16 protein-coding genes and 1 pseudogene are annotated in these 16,186 nt (G+C 61.4%); 5 read left to right on the top strand and 12 right to left on the bottom strand.

Annotated elements, in window-relative coordinates; genetic code table 11:
• Positions 1-14: 14 nt before the first annotated feature.
• The 4 genes from C483_RS03580 to C483_RS03565 all read right to left on the bottom strand — a co-directional run bounded on the left by C483_RS03580 (position 15) and on the right by C483_RS03565 (position 2,987).
• Positions 15-632, bottom strand: coding sequence for a DUF3592 domain-containing protein (locus tag C483_RS03580; protein WP_006651988.1), 618 nt, complete (start codon positions 630-632; stop codon positions 15-17).
• 162 nt (positions 633-794) lie between these two features.
• Positions 795-2,339 carry a replication factor C large subunit gene (locus tag C483_RS03575; RefSeq protein WP_006651987.1) on the bottom strand — a complete coding sequence of 515 codons (1,545 nt, stop codon included), beginning with the start codon at positions 2,337-2,339 and terminating at the stop codon, positions 795-797.
• Between the two features lie 42 nt (positions 2,340-2,381).
• Positions 2,382-2,756, bottom strand: a complete 375-nt coding sequence (locus C483_RS03570) for a PIN domain-containing protein (protein ID WP_006651986.1) — start codon at positions 2,754-2,756, stop codon at positions 2,382-2,384.
• Entirely contained in the window at positions 2,757-2,987 is a 231-nt protein-coding gene (locus C483_RS03565) for an AbrB/MazE/SpoVT family DNA-binding domain-containing protein (protein ID WP_006651985.1), read from the bottom strand. It lies immediately after the preceding gene.
• Positions 2,988-3,086: 99 nt separating this feature from the next.
• On the opposite strand from C483_RS03565, the gene C483_RS20745 reads away from it, so the two are divergent.
• Both C483_RS20745 and C483_RS03555 read left to right on the top strand, forming a co-directional pair.
• Positions 3,087-4,241 (top strand): hypothetical protein, encoded by a 1,155-nt coding sequence (locus C483_RS20745; RefSeq protein WP_006651984.1) that lies wholly within the window; start codon positions 3,087-3,089, stop codon positions 4,239-4,241.
• Positions 4,242-4,265: 24 nt separating this feature from the next.
• The gene (locus C483_RS03555; protein ID WP_006651983.1) at positions 4,266-5,021 is read left to right on the top strand and encodes a competence/damage-inducible protein A; all 756 of its coding nucleotides are present in this window, start codon (positions 4,266-4,268) and stop codon (positions 5,019-5,021) included.
• Between the two features lie 15 nt (positions 5,022-5,036).
• Here the strand turns inward: C483_RS03555 and C483_RS03550 are convergent, their stop codons facing one another.
• Together C483_RS03550 and C483_RS03545 are read right to left on the bottom strand one after the other, a co-directional pair.
• Positions 5,037-5,312 (bottom strand): DUF7521 family protein, encoded by a 276-nt coding sequence (locus tag C483_RS03550; protein ID WP_004216484.1) that lies wholly within the window; start codon positions 5,310-5,312, stop codon positions 5,037-5,039.
• A 247-nt stretch (positions 5,313-5,559) separates the two neighbouring features.
• A complete protein-coding gene (locus C483_RS03545) occupies positions 5,560-5,910 on the bottom strand; it encodes an ArsR/SmtB family transcription factor (RefSeq protein ID WP_006651982.1) in 351 nt (116 codons plus the stop codon).
• A gap of 240 nt (positions 5,911-6,150) precedes the next feature.
• Between C483_RS03545 and C483_RS03540 the strand changes: the two genes are divergently transcribed.
• The 3 genes from C483_RS03540 to C483_RS03530 all read left to right on the top strand — a co-directional run bounded on the left by C483_RS03540 (position 6,151) and on the right by C483_RS03530 (position 7,368).
• On the top strand, positions 6,151-6,351 hold the full coding sequence (locus C483_RS03540) for a DUF7835 family putative zinc beta-ribbon protein (RefSeq protein ID WP_006651981.1): 201 nt from the start codon (positions 6,151-6,153) through the stop codon (positions 6,349-6,351).
• A 98-nt stretch (positions 6,352-6,449) separates the two neighbouring features.
• Positions 6,450-7,160, top strand: a complete 711-nt coding sequence (locus tag C483_RS03535; protein ID WP_006651980.1) for a helix-turn-helix domain-containing protein — start codon at positions 6,450-6,452, stop codon at positions 7,158-7,160.
• Positions 7,161-7,167: 7 nt separating this feature from the next.
• A complete protein-coding gene (locus C483_RS03530) occupies positions 7,168-7,368 on the top strand; it encodes a hypothetical protein (RefSeq protein ID WP_006651979.1) in 201 nt (66 codons plus the stop codon).
• A gap of 17 nt (positions 7,369-7,385) precedes the next feature.
• Here the strand turns inward: C483_RS03530 and C483_RS03525 are convergent, their stop codons facing one another.
• The 6 genes and pseudogenes from C483_RS03525 to C483_RS03500 form a co-directional block, all read right to left on the bottom strand.
• Positions 7,386-8,534 carry a GIDE domain-containing protein gene (locus tag C483_RS03525; protein ID WP_006651978.1) on the bottom strand — a complete coding sequence of 383 codons (1,149 nt, stop codon included), beginning with the start codon at positions 8,532-8,534 and terminating at the stop codon, positions 7,386-7,388.
• Between the two features lie 187 nt (positions 8,535-8,721).
• Positions 8,722-9,108, bottom strand: a complete 387-nt coding sequence (gene gcvH / locus C483_RS03520) for a glycine cleavage system protein GcvH (RefSeq protein WP_006651977.1) — start codon at positions 9,106-9,108, stop codon at positions 8,722-8,724.
• Between the two features lie 98 nt (positions 9,109-9,206).
• Positions 9,207-10,304 carry a glycine cleavage system aminomethyltransferase GcvT gene (gene gcvT, locus C483_RS03515; protein ID WP_006651976.1) on the bottom strand — a complete coding sequence of 366 codons (1,098 nt, stop codon included), beginning with the start codon at positions 10,302-10,304 and terminating at the stop codon, positions 9,207-9,209.
• A gap of 37 nt (positions 10,305-10,341) precedes the next feature.
• Positions 10,342-11,634, bottom strand: a pseudogene (locus tag C483_RS21215) (RNA-guided endonuclease InsQ/TnpB family protein).
• Positions 11,635-11,906: 272 nt separating this feature from the next.
• Positions 11,907-13,526, bottom strand: coding sequence for a S8 family serine peptidase (locus C483_RS03505; RefSeq protein ID WP_006651973.1), 1,620 nt, complete (start codon positions 13,524-13,526; stop codon positions 11,907-11,909).
• 353 nt (positions 13,527-13,879) lie between these two features.
• The gene (locus C483_RS03500) at positions 13,880-15,940 is read right to left on the bottom strand and encodes a S8 family serine peptidase (protein WP_006651972.1); all 2,061 of its coding nucleotides are present in this window, start codon (positions 15,938-15,940) and stop codon (positions 13,880-13,882) included.
• Positions 15,941-16,186: the final 246 nt, after the last annotated feature.

The raw sequence follows: 16,186 nt of genomic DNA, 5'->3' as shown, positions 1-16,186 counted from the left end.
GACCCCCTGTGGCGCTACTGCCACTCCGCCTGCTCATTCTCCTCGCTTCCCCGCGTCGCTAACTGTCCCTTCACGACCATTCCACCCCCGACCAGCACGAAGAACGCACCCAACACCATCCAGAGGAAGGGGGCGTTCGACTGCTCCGTCTCGAGAAACGCCGCCTCGGGCTCGCTCGGATCGAGATATGCCGTCACTTGCTCACCTTCCGGGTACTCGTCGGTGATCGACTGGGCTGCCGACCGACTCGAGTGCCCGCTGCGAGAGTCACTCGCGTGGAGATTCGAACTGGTGTACGTCGACTCCTCGTAGCTGTATTCGAATTCGACGACGGGGTAGTACGTGGAGCCGCTACTGCCGCTGCTTGAACTTCGTCGGTCGACGTCCGTCTCGACGATTTCGGCGTCGACCTCGACTGCGTTCTCGAGGCGCTCCTCCTGGGTAGTGTAGTCGGAGTAGCCGAGCCAGATGATGCCGACACCGACGAGGAGTAACAGGAGGGCTTTCCGGCGATTTGGTTCAGTTCTGGTCTTGGTCTCGGTGTCGTTTTCACTGTCGCCTGCGTCACTGGTGTCTGGTGTGTGGCTGTTGGTATCGCTGTCACCCGTTGTGAAGTCGGTTCCGTCGTTCATGTGCTAACTCGTGTGGACCGGTACTCAGGGCGGCGACCACTGGACCGAACCGCGATTACGACGACGTGTTTACGCGGAACGTATAGGTCTTTCTACATCTCTGGAGAATTGGACTCGTAATCGGATGTAGACACTGTCGACGGCCAAATCGGATGCACTTGGTCAGAAAAAGTCGTTCAGGCCGGATTGATCGTCGTCAGTCTCGTCCGGGGCACCTGTTTCAGCGGGTTCGTCGGCCGGTTCATCGCTAGACGAACTGTTCCCGTCCTCTCCCGCAGAGACGAGCGTTTCCTGACCCTGTCCCTGGCCATCGCTGGCTGCCTGGGACGCCTCGTCACCGGCCGGTGAATCCGCTTTCGCGTCCGTCTCCGCTTCTGGATCAGTCTCGGAATCGGACGCGTTGAAGAACGCGGAACCGGAGTGTTCGACCGTCTGCTCGGTAATCAGCTCTTCGGCGTCCTCGACGATCGACTGGACCTTGTTGGTGCTCTTTCCGCTGCCCGTTACGAACGAGACTTCCTTCTCGTCGAGGTCGTACGTCGCGGCCATCCGCACGGTCAACTCTCTGTTCTTGCAGTGGTGGGTCATCGCCGAGAGGAAGGGCATGATTTCCCGGCGGGCCGTCCCGACACTCGTCCCCTCGCGCTCGGCGATCCGTTCGGCGATTGCGTCGCGTGTCTTGCGTGTGCCCTTGCTGCTGCCGAGTTTGCGCCAGTAGCTCGGCGGGCCGTACCTGGTCCAGCCGCCTTTGGGCTCGCGGCGGGAGGCGGCGACGCCGGCAGTCATGTTGTCCGAGGCGTAGCGCCAGAACGAGTAGTTCTGCGTCGAGCGAACCCGGCCCAGCCAGCGGTCGGCGTTTGCGAGGAACTCGTAGGCGTCTGCCAGTTCCGCGCCCTGGTAGTCCTTGGGGACGTTGTCCTCGATCCAGTTTAGCATCTCGTCCGGATTCTCGTCGACGTCGTAGGACGCTTTGAGTGCTCCTTCGGCGTCTTCTTCCTTGATGAGCGTGTCAAGGAAGTCGAAGATGCCTTCCGTGGTGTCACGGTCGCCAGTCACCACGTCGTCGACGGTTAGTCGTTCAGCCTCCTCGGCGACTGCCTGAAGGTCGTTGACCGCGGATCGGAGGTCTCCGCTCGTGTCCTCGGCAATCTTCTGCAGGGCTTCGTCCTCGAACTCGATATCCTCGCGCCGACAGATATCCCGCAGGACGGGAACGATCGAGCGCTTCGAAACGTCGCGGAACTCGATCGTCTCGCAGGCGCTGCGGAGGCTCTGGCTCATGTCGTAGAACTCGTTGGCCACGAGCACCATCGGCTGGTTGGCGCTCTTGACGACGCGAGTGACCTCACGCGAGCCGCCGTAGTCGGCGTTGCCGTGGAAGTTGTCCGCTTCATCCAGAATGACCAGCCGTCGGCCCGACTCGCCGCCGGTGAGTGTCCCGCTCTTTGCGGCCTCGCCGGCGACGCGCTCGATGACGTCGGCCCCGCGGCTGTCGCTGGCGTTGAGTTCCATCACGGGCCACCCCAGATCGTTCGCCAGCGCGTGGGCGGCCGAGGTCTTCCCGACGCCGGGGCTCCCGTGGACGATCACCGCGTCCCGGTGGTCGTCCCAGGTCTCGGCCCACTCCTTGAGTTTGTCACGGGCCTTGTTGTTCCCGCGTACCTCCGACAGCGTCGTCGGACGGTACGTTTCGGTCCAGTCGCTCATTGCTGGCTATTGGACCGAGTCGCGTTTAGGGATTGCGGAGCATCACTCCTCGGCGACCGTCTTCAGGTCAAGTCGGGGAGCTACGTCTGCGTACGTGTCGTCAGTCGAGACGATCGTCTCACCGCTCGATTCGACGAGGTGGAGCGCATCGAACGGCGTGAACCCGTGGTCTTCGACGTACGTCGCCGCCGTAACGACCGTCTCCACGTCACCGCGTACCTCGACGAGGTTGGCGGCGTTCGAAACGACGCGTTCGGTGTCTCGGTCCTCCCGGTAGGTGACCATCAGGAGTTCGATGAGCGTGAACTGTGAGGTCCACAGTTCGTCCCGATGCTCTCGATACACTGTCTCAGCGGCATCACCGAGCCAGTCCTCGTCCTTGATGAGCGCCAGCAGAAAATCGGTCTCCGCGTACATCTATCGGCCGGCCTCGTCGAGGGCTAGATCTCGTGCGTCGTCACGAAGTTCGTCAGCCGATTTCTCGACATCATCGAATTCGTCCCGGAGCGCCTCGAGTGGGTCCTCGGCGACTGGCACAAGCTTGATTCCGTCGTGAAGCTGCACGATGTGGTAGCGGTCGCCGTACCGTTCTCGAATCTCCTTTGGGAGCGTGAGACGGCCGCGGTCGTCCAGAGCTACGTCGGCCACAGTCGAGATACTGTGGGCGAAAGGAAAAGCGTTCCCCGGATAAACAACAGTACCCATCAGAAGAGCAACTCGTTTATATCCGCTCCCTAAACGCCAGCTATGTCGCTGGAAATCACCGTCGGTGGCTGGCTCTCACTTGCCGTCACCGTCGCTCTCGCCACAATCGTTGCCGGTGGCATCGGCGTTCTGTACGGCCACGTCGCATCTCGGCTCAGTGGAGAAACGGCAACACGCAGATTGAACGTGATCGCAACAGGCCTCGCAGCCGCTATTGCCTTTGTTCTCTGGTTCAACTTCGATTTCGGACACGCTACGGTTCCCCGACTCATTTCCGATGGCTTCGCAGTGCTACTGGTCGGACTCGCTGGTGGAGCCGTCGGAACGGCGTCCGTCGCCGGTACCCTTCGAGCGACACCCGACCTGTTCCACCCTGCTGACCCGACATGTGTTTGCCGGCGGTACGCTCGCGCTCTAACGACGATCATCGTTCTCGCGTTCGGCTTCCCCACCGTCGTTCGACCGGTCCTACAGGGCGGCCCACTCGCTATACTCGCACTCGTGCCGGTCATCGGTCTCCTCTGCTGGCTCACTGCGCCGATTCTCATTTCGCTGTTGTCCCCTGTCCGCCAGCCAACCGACGCTGAACGAAATCGGCTCGCAGACATACTCGAGTCCGCGGCGCTCACACCACGCTCCGTCCGCGTTCGTGTCGTCGACTCCGAGATGCAGTTCCTGACCAGTCGTCTCGCCGGGCCGCCGCAGTATCGAGTGCTGTTCGTCTCGCGGGCGGCACTCGAGTCGCTCGACGACGCTGCGCTCACAGCACTGGTCGTCGCGCGGCGTGAGCAAAAGCGCTGTTACAGTACGCTGGTCGTGATGCTGCCACTTCTCGGTGCAGCTGTAGGCTTCCTTCTCGCGTTCTTCCTCGGCGCGGCTGCTGTCGGTACGGTCCTCGCACTCGGTATCGTCCTGCTCGGATGGAGCGGAACCAGACGGCTGCGGTTCGACGCCGACAGGCGGGCCGCCGACGAAGTCGGCGCTGCCGTCCTCGCGGATGCCATCGAGCACGCTGTTGAAACGGGTGGGTTCGCTCACGATACCGATCCGGGACGGGAGTGGTTCTCTCCAAACCCATTGTTCGGCGCACGGATCGAACGACTACGTGCACGGTCGGAGCCGACTAATAACGGCGGAGCAAGCAGTGATCCGGGTCCCAGTGACGACCGCGCACGCAAGCCAAGCCGCGGACGCTAACTGAGTCGAGCCCGAACCGTCGATATGAACGTCGCACTCCTCACCGTCGGCGACGAACTCCTCGCCGGGCAGACGACCAACACCAACGCCTCCTGGCTCGCCGCACGGCTCAGCGAGCGCGGTGCGACCGTCAGGCGCATCCTGACGGTGCCCGACGAACGCGAGCTCATCGCGAGCACCGTCGCTCGCTGGCACGACGACCCCGAGTTCGACGCGATCATCGTCACCGGCGGCATCGGCGGTACGCCTGACGACGTGACTGTTCCTGCTGTTGCCGACGGCCTCGACCGCGAATTCGTCGTCTTCGAGGAGATTTACGACCGACTGCGCGAGAAAGCCGCCGCATTCCGGGAGGAAAACCCGGAGCTGGTCGCCGACTACGACCTCCAACTCGACCTCGAGGTCGCCGCCTCACTCCCCGAGGGTGCAACCCCCATCGTCGTCGACGAGGGCTGGGCTCCCGGCTGCGTCGTCGACGGCGTCTACGTCTTTGCCGGTATTCCCGACGAAATGCGCGCAATGTTCGACACCGTCGCCGACGAGTTCTCCGGCGAAGCCGTCGCGCGGACGATCTACACCCCCGCTCCCGAGGGCTCGCTGCACGACGTACTCGAGTCCGTTACGAACGAGTTCGATGTCAGTGTGGGGAGCTATCCGCGCAGCGAGCAGCGACCGGGGCGGATTCGGATCACCGGGACGACCGCGGAGTCGGTTGCTGCGGCGGCCTCGTGGGTCGAGTCGCGTGTCGAGACGGTAGAACCAGCGTTCGAGTCGGAGTAATCTGGCGGTGTTTGGCTACCGGTACAGCGAGACGTACAGCATGCCGAAGCCGACGATGAACGGAATCGTTTCGACGATGTAGAACGCCGTTGCGGCCGATGGGAGCTGTGACGTGATCGTCGTCAGGGCAACGCCCATACTGAGGAAGGCGAAGCCGATGAACGCCGACTCGAGTCGTTTCGACTGACTCTTCGTGTACGATTGAAAGCTGATGAGGGTGAGGCCGAGTGCCAGTGCAAAGACGGTCAGTTGCATCAGCATGAGGACCCCCTCTGCGAGTGCGTCGAGCATTAGTGGAGATCACCTAAGTGAAAGAGTGTTGGAGGGAGGGGTTGTAGCGGTTTTGGCAGGCGCGTTGGTTCCGTATTCGTGTCTGTATTTGTGTCCGTATCCGTATCCGTGTCTGTGTCCGTATTCGTCGACCGAATCGCACTGAGAGGAGTCGTCTCTCCGTTGGCTGAGTCGATTTCGGAGCTGTACTCGCACCGGTATCGAGGTATCGTCGCCACTGCCATCATCATCACGCGTCCAGCGATCACTACTGGACTCCGAGTTCGTCCCACAGTCGCGTGAATCGGTCAGGGAGGTTCTCCTCACGGAAGATTCGAACGTCGTACTCGTCGTCTTCCAGCGAGATGACGGTGCTATTGAAGTTGCACGTGTACTCCTTGTAGTGATTCCCGTCGTCGGCGACGAGCGTCCGGTCATTGATCAGTTCGTTCTCTTTGAGGACGTCGAGGCGACGATATATCGTCGGCTGTGAGAGCTCGAGTCGCTCTGCGAGCTCCTTTGCCGAGCCCGGCTCACGACTGATCGAGGCGAGAATGGTCCGCGCATGCTCGTCCCCGATCGTATCGAGAATTTCCTCGATGGAGGACTCCTCATTCATGTCTAACCCGTTGCGCGAGTCACAGCAAAAGGCTTTCCCAGTCAGGCCGACTTTCTCCATCCGTTATATTTTTATTGGCCGAAACGTATTGGCTAGTACTGACACGGACCGCGGTAATGTCAGCGTAGAACAGTATACTCTTGCCGCTATTCTCAATTCCTGAAGATACCTATATATACCCCTTCTCTGCGTTCGAATCCGCTGATCGGGATATATCATATGTTGGTGAGAGTGACGAGTATGGCAACGACTGATGGTGTGTCAAACGGGATGACTGAACCCTGTGAAGTCTGTGAAGTTGACACCTTACACGAAGTTTCTGTGCAGCTCGTTACTGAAGGCGGCGAAGGCGCTAACGCGCGGTACTCGCGTGAACCGTACCGCGTTCGCGAGTGCCAGCGCTGTGGTAACCGTGAGAGCAAGCGAATGAACAACGCGTAATCGAACGCCGGCACGCGCACCGACCGTATTTTCCGCAGCCGTCGATCGAATTCGACGCGCTCCGGTAGCTACTTGGGGACCCCATCCGACCGACGACTATGGGCGGACGCGGGCCGAAACGCGAACTCGCAGAGAAGATCGCCGGCGAAATAACGCTGAGTGACGACCCCGGAGCGACGCTGCGCAAGTGGCGGACCGACTTCGACATTTCTCAGACTGATCTCGCGGCCGAACTCGACGTCTCTTCGTCGGTGATCTCCGACTACGAGAGCGGCCGCCGTGAGAGCCCCGGCATCGGCGTCGTCGGCCGGCTCGTCGAGGGACTCCTCACGATCGACGAGCGCCGCGGCGGCGATCGCATCCGACAGTACGGCCGGGTACTCTCCGCCGGCTTCGACAGTGACGTCGTCCTCGACCTGCGCGAGTACGCGAGTTCGGTTCGTCTCTCGGAACTCTATACCAACGTCGGCGCGACGGAGGTCGCCTCCGGTGGCACGGATCGAATCAGCGGCCACACCGTCATCGACAGCATCGAAGCGATAACCAGACTCTCCAGCGAGGAATTCTTCCGTCTCTACGGCCAGAGCACCAACCGCGTCCTCGTCTTTACGGGCGTCACCCGCGGCGAAGCGACCGCCGTTGCCTTGCGCGTACTCAACCCGACGCCAAACGCCGTCATCCTCCACGGTATCGACGAAGGCGATCTCTGGCCCCACGCCGCCGACCTCGCACGCATCGACGGCTACTCGCTCGCCGTAACCACGACACCACTCGAGGACCTCCTCGACGAACTGGTCGGACTCGAGTAAGCTCGCTATGGATCGAACAGAACAGTGGACAGCCGCACTGGCGGTGTTCTACCTGGCAACGCTCGCACTCGTATACGTCCTCGATGAGCCGAGAGTCTGGCTACTCTGGGCGGTCGGCATGGTTGTCGTCTCCGGTGGGGTGTTGATCGCGTTCAATCGGTCGACCCCGGTCGACGACGATGGCGTTGCTGAGCAGCACTCGGAGTGACGGATCGACCTCATCGCTCACCAGGTGAGTGTCATCCACCACAGCACTGCGCTGCCGGCAGCGATCGCTACCAGACCCCAGAGTACCCCGCGAGCGGCCGTTCCGCGGAACCATGCCCGTGCGAGCGCCGTCTGTTCGGGGCCGTTCTCGATGAATAGTTCGGTCGATGGGTTCCGTGCGGCGATGCCAACGCCATCGGTAGCCACATCGCCAGCCACAGTGGTATCCAAATCGGCCGCCTGCGGCCGCGCAATACCCACGATCGTCACCTCGGCATCCGGCTCGAGTACCGTCTCGTAATACGTCCGATCCTGATCGACATCGTCGGCGTACCGCGCGTCGCGCAGCCACGCCGCGAGTCGGTCCGGCGGTGTCTCCGATGCCCGCACCTGTGTCGTGGTCGACTCGAGTGCAACTGCCGCGTGGGCGGGGTCAATTCGAATCTGTCCGGTGTCGTCTTCGAGGGTGAACGGGACGTGGTCGCACTCGAGGCGATGTGTTTTGTTCCGGGTACCGATGCCGAGCCGAGTCGTGATCGAGTTGCTGAGGCGTGAACTGGGCGACGGTGATGTGGCTGTGTCAGTGTCAGTGTCAGAATCAATGTTAGAATCAATGTCAGCACCAGTATCCGTTGCTGTAAGCCGGTACCAGACCGCCTGAGTCCCTGTCAGTGGTGCGGAGAGCGGGGTGGCGGTAGTGTGAGCGCCGCCGCCCGACTCACGAGACGTAGCCGGAACCACTGTCCCCGACACGCTGACGAGTCCGTCGTCGACGGCACCGATAGCTGTCGGTCCCTCCCGTCGGAGCCGGTAACTGGTCACTGCGGCGACGATTCCGCCGGCGAGGAGGTAGACGCCACCACCGATGGCGATTCCGCCAAGAACAGTTGCGAAGAACGCGCCACGAACGGTTCCCGAGTCTGCTGTTGCCGGCCAGAACGGATAGTCACCGACGGCGAACGGGAGCCAGACGACGACTGTCGCGAGCAAGAGTGCTCCTGCGTACTGTCGCGTTCCGAGAGCAAAGCGCCGACCCGCCCAACGAGCACCGGACTCCGGGTCCGGATCAGCGGTCTCGGCGTGTACCGCCAGTGCAACGAAAACAGCCCAGATGTGGCCGAGAAGCACGAGCGCGACCAGGTCGAGCCCGGTGATCGTCGGCGTCATCGGTCAGTGACTCCGGCGTGAGTTGTCTCGCCGTTGTACTCGAGTCATCGGCTGGGATCGGTGGTGGGCGGGGTGCGGGTGTGGATGCGGTTGTGGTTGCGGTTGTTGGTGCTGGTACTGATACTGATACAGCAGACTATGTGGGCAGGGAACGGACAGCTGCCTCCTGGTCGCTGTGGGTCCGCGATTAGGCAACCTGGGCTTCGTACTCGTCGGCCGAGAGCAGGGTCTCGAGTTCGTCCGTATCGGCGGGATCGATCTCGAGCATCCAGCCGTCGCCGAACGGGTCGTCGTTGACGAGTTCCGGTGCGTTGAACAGGTCGTCGTTGACGGCGACGACCTCGCCGCCGACGGGGGCGTAGAGGTCCGAAACTGCCTTGATGGACTCGATGACGCCGAACTCGGTTTCTTGCTGGAGGTCGTCACCGTCGTCGGGGAGTTCGACGAAGACGACGTCGCCGAGTTCGTCCTGTGCAAAGTCGCTGATGCCGACGCGAACAGTGCCGTCGTCGGTTTCGAGTGCCCATTCGTGCGATTCGAGATATCGTCGGTCGTCGGGAATGTCGAAGCTCATGTGTGGTGTCTGGGTCTGGTGTGTGTGGGGTGTGGGGTGTGCGAAATGGTTCGTCTCTCGTCCGTGGGTCGCTATCTTCGTCTGCGTGCAGCCGGAACTTATACCGTATCGATGAACGGCGTCGTTTCAACTCTTGCCTTTTTCGACTGGCCGCGGACGACGACTTGCAGGGTCGTTCCCGGCTCTGCGTACTCACTCGGGACGTAGCCGAGTCCGATCGGCTGGTCGAGCGTCGGACTCATCGTTCCGCTGGTGACGGTGCCGACGACGCGGCCGTCCGTGTTCGTGATGTCGTAGCCGTGGCGCGGAATGCCGCGGTCGATCAGCTGGAAGCCGACGAGTTCCTCGTCGAAGCCGTCCTCGCGAGCCGACTCGAGTGCATCGCGGCCGACGAACTCGGTGTCGAGTGCGACGGTGAAGCCGATGCCGGCCTCATACGGTGTCCGTGGATTTGATTCGAGGTCGAAGTCCTGGCCGGCGAGCAGCAGGCCGGCTTCGATTCGGAGCGTGTCTCTCGCGCCGAGACCGCAGGGTTGGCAGTCGAACTGTGCCCAGATGTTCTCGGCCTCGCCGGCGGGTACGATCAGTTCGAAACCGTCTTCGCCGGTGTATCCGGTGCGTGCGGTCCAGCACTCGACGCCGTCGACGGTTGCCGTCGTCGCCGTAAACCGGTCGACATCGGTGACCGACTCCTCGGTGACATCGTCGACGAGCGCGGGTGCGTTCGGCCCCTGGATGGCGAACATCGCGTACTCGTCGGTCTGATTGTCGACGGTCGCCTCGAGGTCGAACTCGTTGCGGTAGCTGATCCACCGTTCGTGGGTCGCTTCGTCGGTGCCAGCGTTCGGGACGAACAGATAGGTCGCCTCGCCGTCCTCGTCCGGGAGACGGTAGACAACCGTGTCGTCGATGATCTGTCCATCTTCATCCGTGATCGTCGCGTACTGGGAGTCGCCAACGTCGAGTCGGGTAACGTCGTTGGACGTCAGCCGTTGCATCAGCGTCGTCGCATCCGGGCCGGTAACGTGAATCTGCCCCATGTGCGAGACGTCGAAGATTCCAACGTCCTCCCGAACGGCCTCGTGTTCCGTCTGAATCGAGTCGAACTCGACCGGCATATCCCAGCCGCCAAACTCCGTAAATTTGGCACCACGTTCGTCGTGAATCCCACGCAAAGGCGGCGTCTGAAGCGGCATACTCGGCAGGACACGCCGGGGATAGTAAGGTCTTTTGTCAGCTATCAACGGCTTCAGCCGTTGGCTTGTCGGTGGACTCCCGTTCTGCCGACACGTAGGCGTCGGACGCCACGTCAGTAGCGTTTACGGTCATTGTTCCCGACTTCAGGGCGTACTGACAGAACGCCCCTCCAGCGGGGGACTTCTGCCCTCGCTGGAGTTTCAACGTCAGTTTTCGAGCCACGTTCTTCGCTGCGTTGTAATCCGCGTTCGCCGTATACGAACAGTCTAAGCAGGCGAAGTGTTGCCCGTCGCGGCTTTCTCCGAGCGTACACCCACACTTCGAGCATTGCTGGCTGGTATAGGACGGTTCGACTGTTTCGACCACGATGCCAGCCAGTTCCGCCTTGTGTTCGGTCTGTTCTTGCAGTTCGCGGAACGCCCACTGCTGAAATTTCTTGTCGTCGCTGATACGCTCTCGAATCTGCTCTAGGTCCTCGAAGGCGATATGCGTACAGCCGTGGCACTTGGCTTCCGCGAGGATCTCTTTGGAACACCGATGAAGGTTGTCTTCGCTCTACCGACCGAACCTCTCACCGATCCGTTGGAATGTCAAGTGGGCACTCCGTGTGCCCGTCTGTTGGAGACTGGCACGTCGTTTTTCGAACTCGCGGCGTTGATGGTTGAGATAGTCAGCGTTGCCGACGAACCTGCCCGTAGAGGTCACGCCAATGTGGTCATCAACGTTACAGTCCACGCCAAGCACTTTCGAATGCTCGGCTTTCTCAGGACGGGCAACGTCGAGTTCCCGTTTCATCACTGCGTGCAGGTAGAACTCGTCGGCTTCGCTGTCGTAGTGAACGGTGCTGGTCGAAAAGGAATAGTCGTCGTTCAGCAAGTACTCGCCGTGTGGTGTCCCGTCTGGGTCGCCGGGGAGGTCGTATCTGCATTCGACTCTGCCGTTGACGGTGGCGAGACTTACTTTGTCGCGGTAGTAGGTCGCTGCCCGCTTGTCGTAGACGATACTGAACGTGTCATAGTGAGGCTTGCTGGTGTTCTCCCCGTCTGCAAGTCGGTCAACGCAGTTGTCAATGTCGTCGGTGGCGCGTTTGATAGCTTTCTGGACGAGATTCGCGTGCAGACCGTCTGTTTCCTCGCGGAGGTCGTCGTAGATGGCGGCTTCGGCTTCGCTCTTGCTGGTTACGCAGTCTTGTTCGGGATAGCGCCACGCCCAGTCTGCGGTGCGGTTCGCGCAGTACTGGAATTTGTCGTTGGTGGCGTGGAGGTCGCTCTTGCGGTCGTCGGGCACGTCAAGACGGACACGAACCGTTCGAGTTACCTCCCACGCCATGTACGCCACAGTAATAGTTATTCTTTATTAATATTTTTGTATAGCGTTGAAAATCGGCAATGCTGTGGTCGGTGGATTGGCTTGCGGAGTTTACGCGCTTCCTCCCACGGCTAAAGCCGTGGGCTTCCGCGCTGTTACCGCTATGAACGATGTCTGACTGCTGGTGTGTGCTGGTGCGTACCGGTGCGTGCTGGTATGCCGATGCCGTGGTGTCAGTGGCCGGCACTCGAGTGGAACGTGGGCGACTGTGGGAAGTCCCGGTTGGGACTCGGTTAGGAGCCGAGCTCTTCGATGGTGAGCGTGTAGGAGCCGCTGCCGTCGTAGCGGTCGACGAGGATACCGAGTTCCTCGGAACCGTCTAAGTCGACCTGGATCTCCTCGTCTGCGCCCCAGTTGTACGAGCGGCGGTCGTAGTCCCACGTCGATGGGGTACGGCCGTCGAGCGTCAGGTAGAGGTCGAACGTCGCACCTGACGATGGGCCATCGAGCGTGACGGTTGCGTGACACGGGTTGTCAGTCGACAGCTCGTAGCTGTAGGTGTCACTCGGGTTGCCGCCCCAGCCGCCGCTGAGGTAGCCATCGGCACTTGCGGTGTTCGTCTCGTCACCACATTCTCCGTCACCTGGATCGTCATCGTCGTCGTCATCGTCATCATCGTCGTCGTCGGGATCCGTGGTGACGGCTAATTCGGCGTCCACCCGGCCGTATCCCTGTTCTTCGGAGGAGAGCCCGATGTCGACCGCAGTGTTTTGCAGGTGACTCCGCAGTTCGTCGTTCGAGAGACCGGGATGGGCCGACAGTGCGAGGCCGGCGACACCGGCGGCGACCGGTGATGCCATCGAGGTACCCGAAAGTGCGTCGTAGTCGTCCCAGTTGACCGTCGAGAGAACGTTCCCACCGGGTGCGGCGAGTTCGATCTCCGGACCGACGTTCGAGAACGACGAGAGGGTTTCGCCCTCGTCGAGCGAGGAGACGGCCATGACGCTGTCGTAGGCTGCCGGGTAGGAGACGCTGCCACCGTAGTCGTTTCCTGCTGCGGCAATGAGCAGCGTTCCCTGGTCTTCGGCGTACTGACAGGCGTTGTCGAGCGTCTGACTGTAGCCACCGCCACCGAGGGACATGTTGATGATGTCTGCATCCTGGTCTGCAGACCACTGGATTGCGTCGGCGATGTCTGAAAGTGACCCACCGCCACCGTCGCCGAGCGCGCGTGCTGAAAGCATCGAACAGTTGCTGATGCCGGCGTGGCCGGTGCCGTTGTTCGTGCCGCCAGCGGCGATGCCGCCGACGTGTGTCCCGTGATTCTCACCGGCACTGACCGGATACGGGTCGCCGTCGTTGTCGACGAAGTCGTACCCGTAGTTCGAGACGCTGCCGTCCATGTTCTCCGCGAGGTTCTCGTGGTCGTACTGGATCCCCTGGTCGATGACCGAAATCGTCACGTCACCATCGCCGTAGGTCTCCGCCCAGGCTCCCTCACAGTTGACCTGCTGTGGCGCGTACTGCTGGCCATACATCGGGTCGTTCGGGACTTCCAGGGTTTCGTAGGTCGCGTTGTCCTCGGCGTACTCGATGTCGTCTTCCTCGAGGACGTTCCGTTTGAAATTCTCGCGTGCCTGTTCGGCAGCGTTGCTCGGGAACTTGACCGCAACGTAGCCGAGTGTCTCGTTCGTGTGGACGATGTCCGCGTTCGCCGGAATCTTCGATTCGACCGTCGCCTCCGTACTTGCTGCGCGCTCGGAGACGCCGACGATGATCTCGTCCTTTTTGGGGCCGGGCTCGCGTCCCGGTGTTGCGCTGGCAACTCCCCCAAGTCCCAGGAAAGCCCCCAGTGCGCTTGCCGCTTTCAGTACTGATCGCCGCCCGACATTTCTATTGGTATCACGTGTCATGATACGACGTAGAAAATACTGACTTTCTATTAAAATGTTATGAAACAGAATAGAATTTATACGTGTAAATCTAGGCTTCTATTACACTTCTACGATCTAATATCTCTAAGAAATAACCGTCGACAACAGGTTTCTACTGATACGTTCTTTGTGGTTGGTAAACACGCACACAGTTTGCAACTGACGAAGAATATTCCGCCCTGGTTCAGACACGTTGTGTCCGAGTGGAAATCGAAGGCGATATTGGCGCAACAGCGAGTGATTTTGTGCCACAGACTGTGTGGCAGCCTTCCGCCTCGGCCGCTGTCTCCACTCCCTCCCCGGTACTGACTCCACCCAGCGAGCGGCGCGCGTCAGTAGCCGTGCTCTGTCAACTCGAGTGTGTACGTCCCACTCCCACCCGTTGCGGTGACGAGGATACGAATCTCGTCATCGGACTCGAGTGCAGTCGTGAGCGACTGGCTGTCACCGGTGGTGGTTGCAGACTCGTCGGCATCCCACTGGGTTGGCCGTCGCCCGTCACGCGTGATGTAGAGTCCAACGTCGGAGCCAGACGGGCCGTCGAGCGCCAGCGTTAGTTCACACGGGGTCGCCGTCTGCGGTGTGTATCGCCAGCGTGCGGTGTCGGGCCACCAGCCGCTGCCGTCGAGGTCACCCTCGACACGAGCGGTATTGGTTTCGTCGCCACACGTTGGTTCGTCGTTTTCGTTCTCGTCGTCCTCAGTTTCGTCGTCACTGTCATCCTCGTCAGCGCCGTCTTCCGTCCCATCGTCGCCACCGTCACCCGCCGTCTCCTCGATAACCTCCTCGGGAGACAGTCGCTCGCCGTCGAGTTCGACCCACATGACGTCGGGTTGGCCGATCTCGATCGAGGTGATCGCGCCCTCGACGCTGAAGGCGTCGCCCTGTCCGCCGCCGGTGACGCCGCCGGCGTGCCAGGTGCCGTCGTCTTCCTCGATGTAATCCTCCGCGCTGTAGGTGCCACCCTCGATGGTCCCACCGGAGGGTGTCTGCCCGGGAGCCGTCGTGAACTCGACCGGACCGGTGGCAGTGAACTCGTAGCCGGCGAATCGGGCGTCGGGTTCGGTGACGAACGAGAGCAGGTGGGTTTCCCCGTCCTCACTGTCTTCGTCGTTCCCCGAATCCTCGTCGTCGCCCCGTTCATCCGGCCCATCGTACCCCTCCGGCGCTGTCGTGACCGCGTTTCCAGCATCGACACGACCCGCACCCTGCGCTGCCGAACTGAGGCCGATATCTGCGGCAGTGTCTCGCAGGTGCTCGCGCAGCGCGCTACTCGAGAGCCCCGGATACACAGATCGGACGAGTCCGGCGACCCCGGCAACGACGGGGGCTGCTGCCGACGTTCCGGACATCCGGTCGTAGCCGTCGTTGAGCGTCGTTGAGACCAGGTTTTGCCCGGGTGCGGCGAGATCGATCTCGGAGCCCCGGTTCGAGAACGATGCGAGTCGATCGCGCGACGTAACCGCCGAGACGGCGAGGACATCGTCGTATGCAGCCGGATACATGACGCTGCCGCCGCTGTTGCCGGCCGCCGCGACGACGAGCGATCCCTGTTCGGTGGCGTACGCACAGGCGTTTTCGAGCGTCCACAGTCCGCTCGAACTCCCCAGCGAGAGGTTGATCACGTCGACGCCCTCGTCCGCCGCCCACTGGATCGCATCAGCGATGTCCGAGAGCGCGCCCCGGCCCTGTTCGTCGAGCGCCCGCGCAGCGAGCAGCGAACAGTTGCTGATTCCCGCCTGTCCCGTCCCGTTCCCCGTCTCGCCGGCAGCGATTCCGGCGACGAGTGTCCCGTGGGTGTCGTCCCTCGAGAGCGGCTCGGGGTCGCTTCCCCGGCCAACGAAGACCTCTCCGATACGGTCATCGAAGTTTCCGACAAGGTTCTCGTGATCGTACTCGACACCCTGGTCGACGACCGCAATCGTCACGTCTTCGTCACCGAGCGTTTCAGCCCAGGCTTCCGCGCAGTTGACCTGTTGTGGTGCGTGCTGGCTGTCGTAGTACGGATCGTTCGGCGTGTACAACGACTGCAGCGTCGCGTTCTCCTCGACGTACTCGATCGCGTCGTTCGACTCGAGTGCCTCGCGAACTCGGTCCACCGCCTCCGCGGGGAGTTCGGACGGGAGCTCGACGGCGACGTACTCGAGTTGTTCGTTCGAGTGGACGACCGTGGCCTCGGCCGGCACGGCGTCGCGCGCCGTTCGTTCGGTGCCGTCGGTCGAACTACGCGCGTGCGCAGGATCGATTCCGAGGAGTAGTTCCGTCTGTTTCGGTCCTGGGTCGCGGCCGGGCGTTGCACTTGCGAGGCCGCTGGCTCCGAGTATTCCACCGAGGATGCCGGCGCCTCTGAGCACCGATCGGCGGCTTCGTCCATCGCGTCGTTCTGGTTGCATGCGATGACAGTCATCTTTTCGTGAAAGTAGTAGTGCTTTATCGAACTCGAGATTATTTATTCTCCATTTCTTACGAGCAATTTATGATTCTAGAAACATATGTTGTATATAAATGCTGCACACCTGAAGGTCGCGGGCTATATATTCGAATCGGGGGCGAGAAACAGACTTGCTGTTTTCGCCCGACGGCATCGGGTGTGCTGATCAGTGGAGTCGACAGCTGCTGGGAGGGGGAGTACAGGCCCG

Origin of the sequence: Natrialba hulunbeirensis JCM 10989 (assembly GCF_000337575.1) — an archaeon.
In the GTDB taxonomy this organism is placed as follows: domain Archaea; phylum Halobacteriota; class Halobacteria; order Halobacteriales; family Natrialbaceae; genus Natrialba; species Natrialba hulunbeirensis.
Note: the sequence above shows the minus strand (reverse complement) of the source record. Positions and strands in the feature narration are given on the sequence as shown.

Coding starts and splice junctions, on each gene's coding strand:
- C483_RS03580 (WP_006651988.1), bottom strand. CDS start 632: ATGAACGACGGAACCGACTTCACAACGGGTGACAGCGATACCAACAGC.
- C483_RS03575 (WP_006651987.1), bottom strand. CDS start 2,339: ATGAGCGACTGGACCGAAACGTACCGTCCGACGACGCTGTCGGAGGTA.
- C483_RS03570 (WP_006651986.1), bottom strand. CDS start 2,756: ATGTACGCGGAGACCGATTTTCTGCTGGCGCTCATCAAGGACGAGGAC.
- C483_RS20745 (WP_006651984.1), top strand. CDS start 3,087: ATGTCGCTGGAAATCACCGTCGGTGGCTGGCTCTCACTTGCCGTCACC.
- C483_RS03555 (WP_006651983.1), top strand. CDS start 4,266: ATGAACGTCGCACTCCTCACCGTCGGCGACGAACTCCTCGCCGGGCAG.
- C483_RS03550 (WP_004216484.1), bottom strand. CDS start 5,312: ATGCTCGACGCACTCGCAGAGGGGGTCCTCATGCTGATGCAACTGACC.
- C483_RS03545 (WP_006651982.1), bottom strand. CDS start 5,910: ATGAATGAGGAGTCCTCCATCGAGGAAATTCTCGATACGATCGGGGAC.
- C483_RS03540 (WP_006651981.1), top strand. CDS start 6,151: ATGGCAACGACTGATGGTGTGTCAAACGGGATGACTGAACCCTGTGAA.
- C483_RS03535 (WP_006651980.1), top strand. CDS start 6,450: ATGGGCGGACGCGGGCCGAAACGCGAACTCGCAGAGAAGATCGCCGGC.
- C483_RS03530 (WP_006651979.1), top strand. CDS start 7,168: ATGGATCGAACAGAACAGTGGACAGCCGCACTGGCGGTGTTCTACCTG.
- C483_RS03525 (WP_006651978.1), bottom strand. CDS start 8,534: ATGACGCCGACGATCACCGGGCTCGACCTGGTCGCGCTCGTGCTTCTC.
- gcvH (WP_006651977.1), bottom strand. CDS start 9,108: ATGAGCTTCGACATTCCCGACGACCGACGATATCTCGAATCGCACGAA.
- gcvT (WP_006651976.1), bottom strand. CDS start 10,304: ATGCCGCTTCAGACGCCGCCTTTGCGTGGGATTCACGACGAACGTGGT.
- C483_RS03505 (WP_006651973.1), bottom strand. CDS start 13,526: ATGACACGTGATACCAATAGAAATGTCGGGCGGCGATCAGTACTGAAA.
- C483_RS03500 (WP_006651972.1), bottom strand. CDS start 15,940: ATGCAACCAGAACGACGCGATGGACGAAGCCGCCGATCGGTGCTCAGA.